Genomic DNA, 17439 nt, shown 5'->3' on the forward strand with positions numbered 1-17439 from the left:
ACATGCCTTCACCTTCCAGCCGACAGTGTGAAGCTGCAGTATCGGGCAAGCTGGTCTCCAACATCCAATTTTGCATAGGCGTCACGGGAAAGAAAAAATTACCCGGCGGAAAACAACTTCTGAGAAGGTACAAGATGACGGAAGAAGACGTTTTTCGGTTCTGGGGCAAGACCTCGGGCAATGTCGTGCACCCAGCCGTCTGTCACATGCTGGATACGGGAATCGTCGCGTGCGAATTGCTCATGGTCCAGCCTCATGGATTCATATCCAAGCTGGCCGATGAATTCGGGATCACAACGGATGCATTGCCTCAACTTGCGGCATTTCTGGCGGCGTTGCACGACATAGGAAAGATCAGCCCGGGATTTCAGGCTAAGCGGCCGGATCTCAGCGCACCCTTGAAGCTTGAGGGCTACGTGTTTTCCCGAGCTGATGAGGACAGGCACACCTTGTCCACCCTGGAGACCCTGCCTGACCTTCTGATCGACTGTCTGCAGTGCGAAGACAGCCTGGCAATCGCGCTATCGCGGGCTCTTGCCGCACACCATGGAGTCTTTACGGGACAAGAGGCTCAAAAGGTCGGTGCGGGCAAGTGGATTAAGGCGAGGCGGGCTGCGCTCGAATTTCTCTCCCGCCTGTTCTGGGACAAGAGCTTGACTGGTCTGGGCTTTCCTTCCACCCCCGCACTCGTTATTCTCGCAGGTCTTGTGAGCGTTTCCGACTGGCTTTCATCCGCGGAGGAGAATTTTCCTTACCTGACCTGCCCACGGCCCGACCTCCGGGAGTATGTGGCCGATCGCACACAAAAAGCAAGAGAGCTTGTAAGCAGGCTTCGTTTTGACGTCTCTTCTCCCGCAGCAACGGAATTTCACCAGCTTTTCGATTTCACGAGCCCCAATCCCAGCCAGACCGTAACACTCCAGACGGTGAACGAATTGCACCACCCGATGCTCGTCGTGATTGAGAGCCCCATGGGAAGCGGCAAGACCGAAGCCGCACAAGCAGTCTATGCTCACCTCTCGTGTGAAGCCGGGCTGCGCGGCATGTACTACGCCTTGCCTACTCAAGCCACCGGAAACGCCATGCTGCCCCGCACGGCAAGATTCTTGACGAGGCTTGGTCTTGAGACCGGAACCGAGCTTCATCTGCTCCATACCAACGCCGATCTGAATCAGGACTACGAGAGGCTGCGCATCTCCAGCCTCAATGCGGAACCTGGGGACGTATCCGCCTCCTCCTGGTTCACAGCCCGAAAACGGGGACTGCTTGCGGCCCACGGAGTCGGAACTCTGGACCAGGCGCTTCTTGCGGCCCTCAAGGTGAGGCACTTTTTCGTACGGCTTTTCGGCCTTGCCGGCAAGCTCCTTGTCCTCGACGAGGTACACGCCTACGATGCATACATGGTCGAGGAGATCTACCGACTCATTGGCTGGCTGGCCCACTGCCACACTTCTGTCGTGCTCCTGTCGGCGACTCTTCCCAAGGCGCGGCGCAAGAAGCTGATTCAAGCCTTTCGACCGGAGGTCGAAGTTCCGGACGACATCCGTTATCCATGCGTAACGGGCGTCGACATTTCGGGTGCATTCGCGGCGCATCCCATCGAGGGGCTGAAGCCGGACACAATCTATGTGGAACCGGTGATTGCCGAGTCCACGGACAAACCTGCCCGCATCCTGTCACTGCTCCTGGAAAAGCTCGCTGACGGTGGCTGTGCCGCTTGCATCATGAACACGGTGGGAGAGGCGCAAGATCTGCATGAATTGCTGCGGCACCACTTCCCCGCCGATGAAGTGCTTCTCTTCCACTCGAGGTTTACGTTGGAAAGAAAGCTCCGGATCGAGCACGACATCCTGTCGCGCTACGCGAGTGACGGAAAAAGGCCGCATCGCGGGATCGTCATAGCCACTCAGGTTATCGAACAGAGCCTCGATGTGGATTTCGACCTGATGATCACCGACCTTGCCCCCATCGACCTTTTGCTCCAGCGTGCCGGCCGCCTCCACCGCCACGAGCGTGCACGACCTCAGCTTCTCCGCCCGAGGAATTTATGGGTGCTCATGCCCGAGTTTCGGTCTCGTCTCCCTGATTTCGGCGGCAGCGAATATGTCTATACACCGGATATTCTTCTAAAAACAGCACTCCTCTTTTCTGCCGAGGAGGACTTGAGCCATCTTGAGGTATCAATCCCCACCGGCGTAAGTGCGCTGATCGAATGCGTCTACGGAGATGATTTCCCGCCCGAGGTACCGGAACATCTTCTGGGTCCCATGCGCGGATGGGAGGCAAAGCGCCTCGGGGATGAGACCTCGCAGACGTTCTTTGCCGCCTGCAGCGCGCTCATAGAGGCGAAGGCATGTCTTCGGGACCCGGACTACCTGGGACAAATATCGATGGACAATGACGACGACTGTGCGATCGTCACCCGTCTGACCAGACCCAATGTCATGCTTGTGGTCGTCGAAAACGGACGATGTCTCACGGTCGCTGACAAAGCTGAGGAACGCAAGCTCTTCTCATCGACTGTCGCAACGGATAACACGGCAATCGTAAAGCATTTTCTGGCCAAGGAACCACCCGGGGAGTGGGCGGACTCGCCATTGCTTCGCCACTGCCGGCCGCTTTTCGTTTCAGGCGGGAAGTCCGTGGAGAGACCCGATCTCAGCTATGACGACGAATTCGGTTTGCGCTTTGCCCGTTAGAACAGGAGGAGACTTGTATGAGTGCTTTTTCGTTCAACCTGATCGACCGGCCGTGGATCTCCTGTGTGGAGCTGTCCGGCCGAAGGCGGACCCTGGGGCTCCACGAAGTGCTTTCCCGGGCTCATGAGCTTCGCGGAATCGAACTGCAGAGCCCGCTGGCTGAAACAGCCCTTTTTCGCGTGCTGCTCGCCGCGGTGCATCGCATCGTTGAAGGCCCGAAGGGCACCGGCGAATGGAGGGCACTCTACCAGGCAACAAAACTGCCTGGTGGGCGTATCGATGCGTATTTTGAAAAATGGAGTCACCGCTTCGATCTATTCTCCAAAGAGGAGCCGTTTTACCAGACGCCGGGGCTTGCGATCCGGGATGCCAAGGGAGCTGAGGCTCCCGCGGTTATAGCCGGCATCATGCTCGAACGCGCAAGCGGCAACAACAAAACCATCTTCGACCACAGCATGGACGAAGACCGTGGATGTCTTTCGCCCGAAGAGGCCGTGTTGGCTCTAATAGCCGCCCAGATGTACTCTCTGAGGGGTCTTAATAAGAAGACGACCAACCTCTTTGGCTACCAGGAGAGTTTCTCTGACTCAGTGATGGTGGGTGGAATATTTGCTGCCCTTCAGGGACAGAGTCTCTTTGAATCACTGTTGTTAAACCTTCTTCTCTACACTGACAATTTGCCCATCCACTCGAGCCGCGATGACTGTCCTGTGTGGGAACGACACGATCACGGCGAAACGGGCGTTCGAACACCCCGTGGATACCTGGATTATCTCACCTGCAAATGCCGCCACATTCTTCTTGTCCCTGAACCAGGCCTCGACGGACCTTGCATAAGGCACGTGCATATCGCACAGGGTGAAGCATTCCAGGACGTTGACAACCCAGGTTTCATAAAGCGCAAGAATAAGGAGGGCAAATGGCTCCCCGTCCAGATGCAACCGGCTCGTTTGGTCTGGAGAGACAGTATCTCGCTCTTTTCGTTCGACACGGGGAAACGAGAGGGGGATCGTCGGCCGGACGCATTTCGCTTGGTCGGCGACATTGCGTTACGCCGCATTGTCGCTTTGCCTTCAAAATACAGGTGTTGCACGTATGGCCTCGCAAACGACCAGGCAAACCCGCTCGCATGGCGCAAGGAAACACTGAATATCCCGACCGCCCTGCTCTCGGATCCTGACCTTGTGGCCTGCCTTCGTGAAGCAATGGATCTGTCGGAAAAAGCACATACGATCTTAAGAAACGCAATCAGGACTTATATGGACAAATATTTGCCCAGGAACTCCAGGGACGTTACAGAGAAATTGAATGCCACGGGCGCTTCTCGGCTCTTCTGGGACCGGCTCGAGAGCCATTTCAACGCTTTTCTTTTGGAAATCGAGAACCAGGACAAAGCGCTTGTCGCGTGGGAGCGCAACATAGAAAGAGCTGCTTTGGAGGCCTTTGAAGCGTGTCTGAAGCAGCGGTACGCGGACTCGGCCAAGAAATTTCGCGCTTGGACCGAAGCACACGGTCAATTGGTCGCAAGGTTGGCCACACTGTCAAAGACTCTCTCAAGGAAAGGAGGTTAACCTGTGAAAAGCGGAGAAAATCCTTTTGTCGCCTATCTTGAACGGCTGCGCGACGAAAATGACAGAGCTGCTCTGGCAAAGCTTCGCCGAGGGCTCGGCAAGAAGATGGGAACTCCGGAGATGTACCCCTTCGTCGTGCCGTTCATGCCTGACGACCGAAGGGTGCGGGAGCACTACTTCCTCGTGGCATCCCTGTTCGCATCCCATCCTGACCCGGCCCCGATCGAGCGAAGTATGGGCGGCGTTTTCAAGGCCATACTGGGAAAAACGGAGAGCGACAGCATCGAAAAGCGATTCGTTCAATTGCTGTCCGCGGACATCGAGGATGTGGGCAAATACCTTCGCCATGCGATTTCCCTTGCCCGGAGCAAGGGAGTGGCCGTCAATTACCACCGTTTGCTGAGCGACCTCAGGTACTGGGAGCATAGGGACAGGTTCGTCCAACTTCAGTGGGCAAGAGATTTCTGGGGTTTCCAGAAGTAGCGCCCTGCCACCCAGGAGAAAGGAGAAAACTGACATGTTTGTCGATATTCACATCATTCAAAATTTTGCACCCTCCAATCTGAACCGTGACGACACAAACTCTCCCAAGGATTGCGAATTCGGCGGCTATCGCCGCGCCCGCATTTCCAGCCAGTGCATCAAGCGAGTGGTGCGAAGCCACCGTTCGTTTTCGCAAGCTGTCGTCCATGCCGGAGGAGATACCGGCGTCAGGACCAAGCGGATCAAATCCAGGCTCATGGATCTGTTTGCCAAAAAATACGGAAAGCCCGAGATAGTGGAGACAGAAAAGGTTGCAGAGACAGTGATTGAGCTTCTCGGGCTAAAGCTGAAAGATGAAGAAAAGACCGAATATCTCCTCTACCTGGGAGAGAACGAGGCTGCGCAACTTGCCCGGCTTGCCGTAGATTCGTGGGATGCCCTCCTTGCCATAGAGCCCGAGCAGGACAAGAAGAAGAAAAAGGGCACCGGCCAGGAGTCTCTCAAAGAGTTTCAGGAAGAACTGAAAGGCATCGTGGGAAAAAGGAGGAAGGAAGCTCGGAGCTATGCCGCCGACATTGCTCTCTTTGGCCGAATGATCGCCGACAACAAGAACATGAATGTCGATGCCGCATGTCAGGTGGCACACGCGGTCTCCACGAACAAAGTTGAAATGGAAATGGACTACTTCACGGCGGTGGACGACCTTTTGCCTGGAGAGGAGACGGGATCGGACATGATCGGGGTTGTCGAGTTCAACAGCTCCTGTTTCTATCGGTACTCGAACGTCAACGTGTCGAAGCTCGCGGAAAACCTCGGCTTCAATAACGACCTTACAACAGCCGCTCTTCTCGGATATGTGGAAGCCTCCGTCAAATCGGTGCCGACCGGAAAGCAGAACAGCATGGCCGCACAAAACCCAGCCGGGTATGCGCGGGTTATCGTGCGACGGGACGGGTTCCCGTGGTCCCTTGCCAATGCGTTCCAAAAGCCGGTTCGACCATCGCTGGATAAGTCTCTTGAGGAGGCTTCCATTGACGCGCTGGAAAGATATTTCGAGCGACTCAAGGCTGTTTATGGCACCGAGGGAATTGTTTGTGACGCTTCGTTCAACCTGCACCGTGACGACGGCGGAAGCCTCCGGAAAATGCTTGATGCGCTCAAGGCTTGCGTTGCCGGGGAGGGCTCATGATGAAAGGCACGCTGCTTATGGCTTGCGTCGGGCCGATGCAGGCATGGGGGACACGCAGCCGCTTCCAGGAGCGCGACACGGAGCGGGAGCCGAGCAAGAGCGGGGTGGTCGGCCTGCTCTGCGCCGCGGGGACCTTGCCGCGCTGAGAATGGGTGTCAGAGTCGACAGGGAGGGTCTGCTGCGAAAGGACTTCCAGACAGCCCAGAATGTCATTGTCGCCGGCGGAGGCTCCGTGGGAGACCTCGTCTCAAACCGTTACTTCCTTTCCGACGCTGCATTCCTGGTCGGATTGGAGGGCGACTTCATGCTCCTCCACCGTCTCCATGCCTCATTGGCACATCCCAGGTGGCCCGTCTTTTTGGGTCGGAAGTCTTACGTGCCTTCGATACCGCCATACATCAAGAACGGACTCCTCGAAGGCGCAGAGCTGATGAGCGCTCTTGCCAGTTTCACCCCTCTCATTTCCGTCGAAGAGCTTGCAGCACGACGAAAAAGAGTCGAGAGCGGCCGTCGGGTCGAACGGACCCGGTTTGTCCTGGAATCGGCTTCCCCTACCCATGAAATCAGGCGGGATCAACCAATGAGCTTCGCACTCGGACAGCGCGTTTTTCACGACAGGTTTGTCGTTACCGAGTACCTGGATGTTTTTCGATGGACCGGCAAAGGAGGGCAATAATGTACCTATCGCTTCTGAGCCTGGACCGGCTTCACCGGGGCACAATGCGACTTCTGTCGGATATCTACCTGCTTCACAAGGGAATCATGTCGGGCTTCACACGATGCGGAGATGGGCTCCGGGTTCTGTTCAGGGTAGAGCCGGAGAACGACGACCGGATCGTCAGAATCATGGTGCAAAGCGATGGCTCCCCGAGTTGGGAGCTTTTCACCGAACGCCACCCATGCGTCATCGACATGCGCACGAAAGTATTCTCCCCTGCCCTTCGTGCAGGGCACTCGTACCGTTTCCGCCTGCGGGCCAATCCTGCCGTCAAGCGTAATGGAAAGCGCTACGGTCTAATCCGGGACGAAACGCTGGAAGAGTGGCTTCGAAGGAAAGAGCCGGCACTCGGCCTGCAATTTCGCTCAGTCCTTGCCCTTGATGAAGGTTACGTGACGGGGCACAAGGAAGGGAGCGGCCACCCTCAGCGTATCAACATCAAGACCGCACGTTTCGAAGGCATTCTCACCGTGTCGGAGCCACATCTGGTGCAAAACGCTCTCTGCTGTGGCATAGGCCCTGCCAAGGCCTTCGGTTGCGGACTTCTTTCTCTTGCGAGAGTGTGATCATGCAGTCGCAGTTGCCGCCCCTCAGGCCGATTCCCATAAAGGCTCGTGTTTCTGTCCTCTTTCTTGAAAAAGGCAACCTGGACGTTTTGGACGGAGCCTTCGTGGTTGTGGACAAGAACGGCGTAAGAACCCATATCCCGGTCGGAGGCGTTGCCTGCCTCATGCTCGAGCCCGGAACACGGGTTTCCCACGCTGCAGCGGTGCTTGCCTCAAGGGTGGGATGCCTTCTCATCTGGGTGGGAGAGGCGGGGGTCCGGCTCTATGCCTCCGGACAGCCGGGCGGCGCACGCGCCGACCGTCTGCTCTACCAGGCGCGGCTCGCGCTTGATGATACGGCGCGTCTGAAAGTCGTCAGAAAAATGTATGCCGTGAGGTTTGGCGAGGAACCGCCTGCACACCGGAGCATCGAGCAACTGAGGGCCATCGAAGGGAGCCGTGTGAAGAATCTCTATAAGCTTTTCGCCAAGCAGTACGGGGTACCGTGGCATGGCAGGAAATACGATCCCGATGAGTGGGGCAGCGGGGACACGGCCAACCGTTGCCTGAGCGCTGCCACGGCTTGTCTCTACGGAGTGGCGGAGGCGGCCGTCCTGGCGGCAGGGTACGCCCCGGCGGTGGGCTTCATTCATACGGGAAAGCCGCTTTCCTTCGTCTATGATATTGCGGACATCTTCAAATTCGAGACGGTCGTGCCCGTTGCATTCAAAGTTGCGGCCCAAAGGTCGGGCGAACCGGAGAGAGCGGTTCGCATTGCATGTCGAGACGCTTTCAGGAAAAGCCAGCTTCTTACGCGCATCATCCCCACCATTGAAACCATTTTGAACGCAGGCGGGCTGAATCGCCCCGATCCGCCGGAAGATTCCGTACCGCCGGCTATCCCGAACAAGGAGCAATCAGGCGATGCTGGTCATCGTGGTTGAAAACGCTCCTGCACGTTTGCGGGGAAGATTGGCCGTCTGGCTGCTCGAAATCCGTGCGGGAGTGTATGTTGGAGACTACTCCAGGCGTGTGAGAGAGATGATCTGGAAGCAGGTCGAGCTCGGAATAACCGAAGGAAACGCTGTTATGGCTTGGAGCACGAACAGCGAGAGCGGTTTCGACTTCTTGACCTTCGGGCAGAACAGACGCGTGCCATGCGAACTGGAAGGGATAAAGCTTGTCTCATTCCTTCCGTCAAATGAGACAGAGGAACAAAAATGTGCCATTTCTGCCACAAATCGCGAGCTCAGCGAAGGCCATCCAAATGGCAACGACAGCTGGTAAGTGTCTGCGTGCTCGAAAATAAACGTCATATCAAAGTGTTGGAAGAAGTGTGTTCCCCACGCGGGTGGGGATGAACCGTTCCTTCCTGCCATCCACTTGTCAACGTCCTCGTGTTCCCCACGCGGGTGGGGATGAACCGGCCATTCGCGTTTATCTCCTCATTGAAAGTGAGTGTTCCCCACGCGGGTGGGGATGAACCGGCATATCAACGCAAGGGGGGGAGCAAGTGAGAGTGTTCCCCACGCGGGTGGGGATGAACCGTACGGCTACGACCGGATTAATGACGCTGACGTCGTGTTCCCCACGCGGGTGGGGATGAACCGGCCGGAGCTCATCCGGGCCGCATCGGAAGTGCGTGTTCCCCACGCGGGTGGGGATGAACCGACGACTCACACCCCTTTAGCTTGAATGTCTCAGTGTTCCCCACGCGGGTGGGGATGAACCGCTTCCTGTCGGTCCATGGCTATGTCCACTCAAGTGTTCCCCACGCGGGTGGGGATGAACCGGTCTGGTTCGGTGGGGTGTGGTCTGGTCCGGTGTGTTCCCCACGCGGGTGGGGATGAACCGTTGTGGAGGCTGAAGTGGGCGACGACGGTAAAGTGTTCCCCACGCGGGTGGGGATGAACCGTTTCGTTCGGCATATTCGAGTTGCCTTGCGAGGTGTTCCCCACGCGGGTGGGGATGAACCGCAGTTTAACCAGTTGAGCAAATATTTTCCACGGTGTTCCCCACGCGGGTGGGGATGAACCGAGCTATTCCCCGGACCCCGCGAAAATCGAGGAGTGTTCCCCACGCGGGTGGGGATGAACCGTCCGATGAGCACGCAGGTATCAACCAGCGAGGGTGTTCCCCACGCGGGTGGGGATGAACCGTGGACAGGATGAAGAGCAGAACCTTCTGCCGGGTGTTCCCCACGCGGGTGGGGATGAACCAGCCAATGTGAACCGCATCTTTTTGATTCTATCGTGTTCCCCACGCGGGTGGGGATGAACCGGGAACCTCCCAGACACCCCGGCCAGTTTCCGGGTGTTCCCCACGCGGGTGGGGATGAACCGGCGGCCGTCCGGGGCACGGAAAATCTTCCCGGGTGTTCCCCACGCGGGTGGGGATGAACCGATCCTTGAGAACGTCCCTCGTGGTGGCGGTACGTGTTCCCCACGCGGGTGGGGATGAACCGATCCCTCAGCCATGGTTTGACGCCGAACACGAGTGTTCCCCACGCGGGTGGGGATGAACCGGCTCCCCGGCCCGGCGCAACGGAACGCCACGAGTGTTCCCCACGCGGGTGGGGATGAACCGGGACAGGATGCCCCATCAGGAAGGGCACCCAGGTGTTCCCCACGCGGGTGGGGATGAACCGTATGGCTACGACCGTATTAACGACGTGGATGTGTGTTCCCCACGCGGGTGGGGATGAACCGAGAACGCCCCGGCAAGGGGCACAACTAAGAAGGTGTTCCCCACGCGGGTGGGGATGAACCGTTGGGCTGTCCACTGTCTCTTCTCCGGGAAACGTGTTCCCCACGCGGGTGGGGATGAACCGTTCGTCATTCCATTGAATCCGAAGCTGCGGCTGTGTTCCCCACGCGGGTGGGGATGAACCGACGGTCGGCCAGCCAACAATATCCCCTTCGGTGTGTTCCCCACGCGGGTGGGGATGAACCGTGCTTGGCGATATGGAGGCAAAGATCGCCGGTGTGTTCCCCACGCGGGTGGGGATGAACCGCAGTGTTATTTCATTGCCTACGGGCAGGCGCTGTGTTCCCCACGCGGGTGGGGATGAACCGGGCGAACTACAAAAACCAACAGTAGGAGGATCGTGTTCCCCACGCGGGTGGGGATGAACCGAAAGACCGTGTGCCCTATGACCTGTGGGCGAAGTGTTCCCCACGCGGGTGGGGATGAACCGCCGGATTTCATCCGCACCGTTCCGAGATATGCGTGTTCCCCACGCGGGTGGGGATGAACCGTGCTTGGCGATATGGAGGCAAAGATCGCCGGTGTGTTCCCCACGCGGGTGGGGATGAACCGATCATCAATTCACGGGGAAAGTCCTTACCGTGGTGTTCCCCACGCGGGTGGGGATGAACCGACCACGTCCCAGGGGAACCCGGGGTTGTGGGTGTGTTCCCCACGCGGGTGGGGATGAACCGCTCCTGCGCGCAATCAGAGACCAGGCCGAGCAGTGTTCCCCACGCGGGTGGGGATGAACCGTCGAGCGATTTGGCCTGGAAGCAACCCCGGCAGTGTTCCCCACGCGGGTGGGGATGAACCGTTCATCCAAAACATTCCGTTGAGTGGCTTTCGGTGTTCCCCACGCGGGTGGGGATGAACCGTTGCCGTTCCGGGGATGAATCAATAATTCCGAGTGTTCCCCACGCGGGTGGGGATGAACCGGAACAAACAACCCAGATGTGCTGTTATGATGGGTGTTCCCCACGCGGGTGGGGATGAACCGATTGTTCGCTGCCACCCCAACCGCCACCACAAGTGTTCCCCACGCGGGTGGGGATGAACCGACGCCTTGGTATATATGGTCTGCTGCTTCGGGGTGTTCCCCACGCGGGTGGGGATGAACCGATTGTTCGCTGCCACCCCAACCGCCACCACAAGTGTTCCCCACGCGGGTGGGGATGAACCGACGCCTTGGTATATATGGTCTGCTGCTTCGGGGTGTTCCCCACGCGGGTGGGGATGAACCGCTGTCCTATCAGCACTACCTGGAGGAGAAGTGGTGTTCCCCACGCGGGTGGGGATGAACCGACGAGTAAAATAGATAGCCCTGGTCGGCTTGAGTGTTCCCCACGCGGGTGGGGATGAACCGCCCGTCTATCACCAGGGGCGGATTGTCGGGTAGTGTTCCCCACGCGGGTGGGGATGAACCGTAATCCGCGATGTGACGACCTGCGGAACAAGAGTGTTCCCCACGCGGGTGGGGATGAACCGGATGCCGTCGGGGTTCAAATTGGCGTCGCCGGGTGTTCCCCACGCGGGTGGGGATGAACCGTCCATTACGTCGCTAATAATCATTCTTCTCTTGTGTTCCCCACGCGGGTGGGGATGAACCGGACTGTATAGTTCCTCGACTTCAGATCCATCTGTGTTCCCCACGCGGGTGGGGATGAACCGGACTGTATAGTTCCTCGACTTCAGATCCATCTGTGTTCCCCACGCGGGTGGGGATGAACCGTCATGGCTGGCATCCAGATCTACCAGGAGCGGGTGTTCCCCACGCGGGTGGGGATGAACCGCCCGAATACGTGCGCGACCTCGTGGCACTGCAGTGTTCCCCACGCGGGTGGGGATGAACCGCGCAGAGGAGGTGGACAATGGCTGATCGCGTGGTGTTCCCCACGCGGGTGGGGATGAACCGGGTTTGAGGGGGCGTCCTGGGCGAAGGTGACCCGTGTTCCCCACGCGGGTGGGGATGAACCGGATTGCACGGCGGACCCGGTAACCGGCGGCAAGTGTTCCCCACGCGGGTGGGGATGAACCGCCATCGACGCCTATTTTGAGGAGCAGGTCTCAGTGTTCCCCACGCGGGTGGGGATGAACCGAAAGGCAATCATTGAATATCTTGGATTGAAATGTGTTCCCCACGCGGGTGGGGATGAACCGCTCACCGGCACCATGCGTGAGCAGTACGAAGTGTGTTCCCCACGCGGGTGGGGATGAACCGACCCCGTGGCCGACCAGGTGCAGGGATTCCGGGTGTTCCCCACGCGGGTGGGGATGAACCGGCTCGGACGTGGTGGATGGCAAACCCAATGAAGTGTTCCCCACGCGGGTGGGGATGAACCGCCGCTCTCCCGGAGCACCTTCCCCTCGGAACTGTGTTCCCCACGCGGGTGGGGATGAACCGTGCGTCCTCTGGACTGGACGCGAGAAATTGCTGTGTTCCCCACGCGGGTGGGGATGAACCGGCGTCATTCCCTGGCGGAAACCCTGGAAGGGCGTGTTCCCCACGCGGGTGGGGATGAACCGGGGATATCGCATTCGTCCCGGCAGTGCTCCCGGTGTTCCCCACGCGGGTGGGGATGAACCGACCCCGTGGCCGATCAAGTCCAGGGATTCCGGGTGTTCCCCACGCGGGTGGGGATGAACCGCGGCCCGGCGAGCTCCCAGGCCACGTGCCGTAGTGTTCCCCACGCGGGTGGGGATGAACCGTTGCGCCGCTTTTTGCGCCATGCCCTCCAGGCGTGTTCCCCACGCGGGTGGGGATGAACCGAAAAAGCAGCAACTGAGCGATTTGGAGGCGAAGTGTTCCCCACGCGGGTGGGGATGAACCGGGTTGGTTTTGTCCCCGGATTCGTTCCGGGACGTGTTCCCCACGCGGGTGGGGATGAACCGGGTTGGTTTTGTCCCCGGATTCGTTCCGGGACGTGTTCCCCACGCGGGTGGGGATGAACCGAGAGCCGCTGCTGTCCTATCGTATGCGCTGCTGTGTTCCCCACGCGGGTGGGGATGAACCGCATCATATCCGCCCAGCGTCAAAATCGCTTCGGTGTTCCCCACGCGGGTGGGGATGAACCGAGATCGAAAACGCCATTCTCGAGTATCTCCGGGTGTTCCCCACGCGGGTGGGGATGAACCGTGTGAAACATGCACCCAGCACGTCCAGGGGAAAGTGTTCCCCACGCGGGTGGGGATGAACCGAAAATAATCGAGACCGGACCACTTCCGGACCAGTGTTCCCCACGCGGGTGGGGATGAACCGGGACTTGTCACCGAAAAGTACCTGACCGTCGAGTGTTCCCCACGCGGGTGGGGATGAACCGCCCCGGCGCGGACGTCCGAGAAAGGGATAACCGTGTTCCCCACGCGGGTGGGGATGAACCGCACATCGATGACCCTCGCGTCATCACCTACGAGGTGTTCCCCACGCGGGTGGGGATGAACCGGCCCATGAATGTCAATACGAATTGAAAATTTACCCTTTTTACGAATTGAATTTTTACCCCCCCCTCGGTTTTGGTGACTGACTTTGGGAACAGGCCCCTTTGATTTTGGTTGAGAAATGAAGGGCGGAGCGGAGCGCCGACGCAGCGTGGAAACCGACTTGAGGGAAGCGGAGGCGCGGCGGCGTCCGGGATCGAGAAAGTGGCCCTCCTGCGGGAGTGCCGCTTCGATCCCGCAAGACGACGGCAGCGCAGCCGCGGAGCGAGTCGGAGGTTCCGCGTGAGTCGAGGCGCTCGGCGCAGCCCGTGTCACGTTTGCTCCAGTTCGGGGCTTTGAAGAAGTCCGGCTTTGACCTTTTCTTTGAGCCGGTACGAGTTGCCTTTGATGTTGACCGTTGTGGAATGATGCAGGATGCGGTCCAGGATGGCGGTGGCGATCACCGTGTCGCCGAAGATTTCATTCCACTGGCCGAAGCTGCGATTGGAGGTGACGATCAGCGCGCCGCGCTCATAGCGCCGAGAAATGAGCTGAAAGAACAGATGGGCTCCATGCCGGTCAATGGGGATATAGCCGATTTCGTCGATGATGAGCAGTTTGGGTTGGCAGTAGAATTTGAGCCGCTCCTCGATGCGGTTTTCCGCATAGGCCTTGGTCAGGGAGGCGACCAGGGGCATCGCCTGGGTGAAATGGGTACGGTATCCCTCGGTCACCGCCTTGATCCCGAGGGCCACGGCCAGGTGAGTTTTGCCCACGCCCGGCGGTCCCAGCAGGATGACGTTTTCGCCGTTGGCAATGAAACGACAGGCGGCCAGTTCATTGATCCGTTTCTTGTCGATGGAGGGTTGGAAGGCGAAGTCGAAGCTCTCCAGGGTCTTGACGAAGGGGAACCGGGCCATCGAGGTCCGCATGGAAATGTTCTTCTCCTTCTTGGCCGAAACCTCCTCGTCGAGGAGTTGATCGAGAAAGTCGCCGTAACTCACGTTGCCCCGGGAAGCTTCTTCCAGCCGACTCTCGAGTTGTTCGTTGATCCGGTAGAGTTTGAGATGCTTGAGGCGTTCCTGAATGCGAACGAGTTGCGTGCTGCTCATGAGGCACCTCCTTCCTGCGCGAGGCGCTCGTAGAAGGCAAGGTCTCGAACTTCCACCTCCTCCCGGCTGCAAAGGGGAAGAGCGTGGTCGAAGGCGAGCATGCGCACCGAGGGAAGCTCGATGCCGTAGAAGATCCCGGTGTAGTGCTCCCGGTCCACCAGGGACTGGTGTTTGCCCGTGCAACAAGGATGGCTCACGATGAGACTCCCCTCGTGGAAAATCAGAATGCGATCGTTTGCGCACTGAACCTCGACCGGTTTTCCCACAAACCGCAGCGGCACCGAATAGCGGTTGGTTTCAAAGCTTACCATGCAGTCCCGGGCCACATAGCGCACGGCACGTTCCCGGACCTGGTAAGGGGGCTTGGCCCCGGTGGGCAGGAGCAAAGTCCGTTCCTGCTCGAAAAGATCGATGGGACGCTGATGGGTTGTGCCGTGAATCCTCAGATCGGCAACCGTTGCCAGCCACCGGCCAAGGAGCGTGTTCAGATGAGCCATGGATTCGAAGGCCTTGCCTCTCACGAAACGCTTGACATAGCGCACGCCCGATTCCACCTTGCCCTTGGTTTGAGCCCGGTAGGGGCGATGGGCCCAGGCCCGGAAACCGTAGTAGGTGCTGAAGTCCCAGAAGGTCGCATTCCACTTCACGTTTCGTCCCTCGACGTCGCGCGAGACCACGACCGTTTTGGCGTTATCGTAGACGAGCTCATGGGCGGCGCCCCCAAAGTGCTCGAACGCTTCCTCGTGACAAGCCAAAAACGTTGCAAGCCTCTCATCCCAGGTCGCCTTCGCAAAAAGACGCCGGCTGTAGCCAAGGGTCATGACGAACAGATGGACCTTGATTCTCTTACCCGAAATGAGGGTCCAACATTGCCCCCAGTCCACCTGCGCCTGCCGTCCGGGCGGGGTTTCAAAACGCATCGTGGCTTTTGTCTGCGCTTCCTTGCGCAAAGGCTGAACAAAGCGTCTTACCGTGTCGTAACAACCGGTGTACCCCTGTTCCACCAGCTCTTCGTAAATCGCCCGGGAGCAGTAGCCGAGTGCCGCCAGTCGCCTGTGGATGTGGTCCTCGAAAGGGGACAACAGCGTGCGCTTCCCCGGCCCCCGGCGGTAGCTCGGAGCCGCCTTCTGCTTGAGAACGCTTCGGACCGTTTGCACACTCAATTCCAGGGATCGGGCAATCGATTTCTTCGATTCCTTCAACTTGAACCGGCTCTGGACCTCATACCAAAGTTCGCGCTTGACCATGTGTCTTCCTCCCAAGGCTTTCCTTGAGAGGAAACGTAACGTTTTTCTTCGCATCGTTACCCCCTTTTGAGTTCAGGGGGGTAAATTTTCAATTCGTATAGGGGGTAATTTTTGCATTCGTGCTGACACATGAATACCTGTTTTTGATGAGCAAGAGGTGTTCCCCACGCGGGTGGGGATGAGCCGTCCTTACAGGCTTGAGTGTTCGATGCCTTGCAGGTCACAATCCTTGACCCGAACGGCAAACGACTTGCCGTACGCAGCCAGTGCCGGGGAACCTGCGGCAAAATCTTTCAGGCAGTCGGGGTGGCGCTTCCTCCGACCATTCGCGAGCTCCAATCACTCGAAAAAATGATCCGGTAGTGCCACAACGTGTTCGTGATGATGTAACATATTTAAATTACTTAAATACTTTTTTGATGCGGGGGAACTTCAGCTCGGTTGAGTTCATGGGGTACAAGGTGAAGTTCACCGGGAAACGGACGCCTTTTCCCGCCGATCCGGTGGAACGGCTTGTTCGGAGGCGGTAACGCCTCTTTTCTCATCCGGCTCGTCATGGGCATGCCAAGCAAGGCGCGTCAGCCAACTAGAAATGTGCCGCACCCCCCTTTCTGAACACATAAATCGCCCACCCCAGCGCTTCTCGTCCCCACCTCAGATACGCTCTCTTACTCTCATGCACTCGCTTCAGCACGGTCTCCACATCCGGATCGTCCCGATGATCACTCGCCCAGGTTTCCGCAGCATACCACTGCAACCCTTCATATCTATCCCAGTCATCCTGGCTGCTTACGAGTGTGTAGACCGCCTCCAATCCGCACTCTCGCCCGACCTCCACATTCTGATAATGTGTTCCGAAGTCGTTCCGTGCCACTCCGATCGCTTCCAAATACTCTCCTTCCGGTTCATGCCGCCAGTACGGCTCTCCCACAACGATCCAACTTTCCGGGGCTGCCATCTTCCGCAGCGCGTTCAACGTCCCTCGATGCCCGCCGTAAATCCAACTCGCACCGATGCAGGCTATCAGATCAAAGCTCTCCATGGTTTCGGGGACATACTTGGCGCCGTCCAGCTCCAAGAATTGGAGTCGGGCATCCGGAACACGCTCTTGATGCTTCGTGCAGGCATCGGCAATGCAGTGGGGAGACAAATCAACTCCTGTCCCCGTCATTTGTCGGTACCGCTCTGCAAGCCTGATGAGAAACTCGCCCTTTCCCGTGGCGATATCAAGCACGCGTGCCCCAGGTTTCAGAGGCAGAAGCGCAATAAGCTGCTCGAGTTTCTCAAGATTCATCGGATTGCAGATAATGTGCTCCCGATGCGTGATGTTAAAGAACTTCCACATGTCCATGCGTATACCTCCTTTATCAATGCCGGTCCGGTCGCATTTGGATTTGGAGCCGAGGACGGGTCTGCTCCGGTTGATGGAGCCCGAGTGACACGCTTCAAGTCTTCTTGAAAACTTCATCGGGGCGCGGCAAGAAACAGCAGCGGAGACCGAACGCCATCATGTTTTCAAGATCGTTGCGCATGCTCGGGTTGGTGAGCTCGTGCAGGCGCGCTGCAACATCCTCGTAACGCCATGCGTCCATGAGCGCAACGATCCCGTTGCCGATCGCGGCGTTGTATCCCGGGTCGGGGGGCCCGGTTTTCCGGGCAAGTTCCATGTGTCGGTCGTCGCATATCATGGCCGCAGCCTACGCATGTCCGCCG

The 17439-nt window shown here is 58.4% G+C and carries 11 protein-coding genes, 1 pseudogene and 1 CRISPR repeat array; of the genes and pseudogenes, 8 read left to right on the forward strand and 4 right to left on the reverse strand.

The features are described 5' to 3' along the window. Positions 1 to 134: 134 nt before the first annotated feature. The 8 genes and pseudogenes from SFUM_RS14640 (at position 135) to cas2e (ending at position 8492) form a co-directional block, all read left to right on the forward strand. Positions 135 to 2699, forward strand: coding sequence for a CRISPR-associated helicase/endonuclease Cas3 (locus tag SFUM_RS14640; protein WP_011699669.1), 2565 nt, complete (start codon positions 135 to 137; stop codon positions 2697 to 2699). A gap of 17 nt (positions 2700 to 2716) precedes the next feature. Beyond that, positions 2717 to 4270: a type I-E CRISPR-associated protein Cse1/CasA gene (gene casA / locus SFUM_RS14645; protein WP_011699670.1), complete on the forward strand. Its 1554-nt coding sequence runs from the start codon at positions 2717 to 2719 to the stop codon at positions 4268 to 4270. Between the two features lie 3 nt (positions 4271 to 4273). Beyond that, complete coding sequence (casB, locus tag SFUM_RS14650) at positions 4274 to 4753, forward strand: type I-E CRISPR-associated protein Cse2/CasB (RefSeq protein ID WP_011699671.1); 480 nt, start codon at positions 4274 to 4276, stop codon at positions 4751 to 4753. 34 nt (positions 4754 to 4787) lie between these two features. After that, entirely contained in the window at positions 4788 to 5942 is a 1155-nt protein-coding gene (cas7e, locus tag SFUM_RS14655; RefSeq protein ID WP_011699672.1) for a type I-E CRISPR-associated protein Cas7/Cse4/CasC, read from the forward strand. Positions 5943 to 5977: 35 nt separating this feature from the next. Continuing rightward, positions 5978 to 6618, forward strand: a pseudogene (cas5e, locus tag SFUM_RS14660) (type I-E CRISPR-associated protein Cas5/CasD). Next, positions 6618 to 7226 (forward strand): type I-E CRISPR-associated protein Cas6/Cse3/CasE, encoded by a 609-nt coding sequence (cas6e, locus tag SFUM_RS21915; protein WP_011699674.1) that lies wholly within the window; start codon positions 6618 to 6620, stop codon positions 7224 to 7226. The pseudogene cas5e and the gene cas6e overlap by 1 nt, the downstream one beginning before the upstream one ends. A 2-nt stretch (positions 7227 to 7228) precedes the next feature. After that, positions 7229 to 8149, forward strand: coding sequence for a type I-E CRISPR-associated endonuclease Cas1e (gene cas1e / locus SFUM_RS14670; RefSeq protein WP_011699675.1), 921 nt, complete (start codon positions 7229 to 7231; stop codon positions 8147 to 8149). Beyond that, a complete protein-coding gene (cas2e, locus tag SFUM_RS14675; RefSeq protein WP_011699676.1) occupies positions 8130 to 8492 on the forward strand; it encodes a type I-E CRISPR-associated endoribonuclease Cas2e in 363 nt (120 codons plus the stop codon). Before cas1e ends, cas2e begins: the two co-directional genes overlap by 20 nt. Before the next feature lie 49 nt (positions 8493 to 8541). Continuing rightward, positions 8542 to 13393: a CRISPR direct-repeat array (repeat unit 29 nt; unit sequence GTGTTCCCCACGCGGGTGGGGATGAACCG). Between the two features lie 306 nt (positions 13394 to 13699). On the opposite strand, the gene istB is transcribed toward cas2e, so the two are convergent. The 4 genes from istB to SFUM_RS14695 form a co-directional block, all read right to left on the reverse strand. After that, entirely contained in the window at positions 13700 to 14479 is a 780-nt protein-coding gene (gene istB, locus SFUM_RS14680) for an IS21-like element helper ATPase IstB (protein ID WP_011697013.1), read from the reverse strand. Further along, positions 14476 to 15726 (reverse strand): IS21 family transposase, encoded by a 1251-nt coding sequence (istA, locus tag SFUM_RS14685; RefSeq protein WP_041439521.1) that lies wholly within the window; start codon positions 15724 to 15726, stop codon positions 14476 to 14478. Before istA ends, istB begins: the two co-directional genes overlap by 4 nt. A gap of 586 nt (positions 15727 to 16312) precedes the next feature. After that, positions 16313 to 17077 carry an SAM-dependent methyltransferase gene (locus tag SFUM_RS14690; protein WP_011699677.1) on the reverse strand — a complete coding sequence of 255 codons (765 nt, stop codon included), beginning with the start codon at positions 17075 to 17077 and terminating at the stop codon, positions 16313 to 16315. 94 nt (positions 17078 to 17171) lie between these two features. Further along, positions 17172 to 17393 (reverse strand): hypothetical protein, encoded by a 222-nt coding sequence (locus SFUM_RS14695; protein WP_041440652.1) that lies wholly within the window; start codon positions 17391 to 17393, stop codon positions 17172 to 17174. Positions 17394 to 17439 lie beyond the last annotated feature (46 nt).

Source organism: Syntrophobacter fumaroxidans MPOB (assembly GCF_000014965.1).
Lineage (GTDB): Bacteria > Desulfobacterota > Syntrophobacteria > Syntrophobacterales > Syntrophobacteraceae > Syntrophobacter > Syntrophobacter fumaroxidans.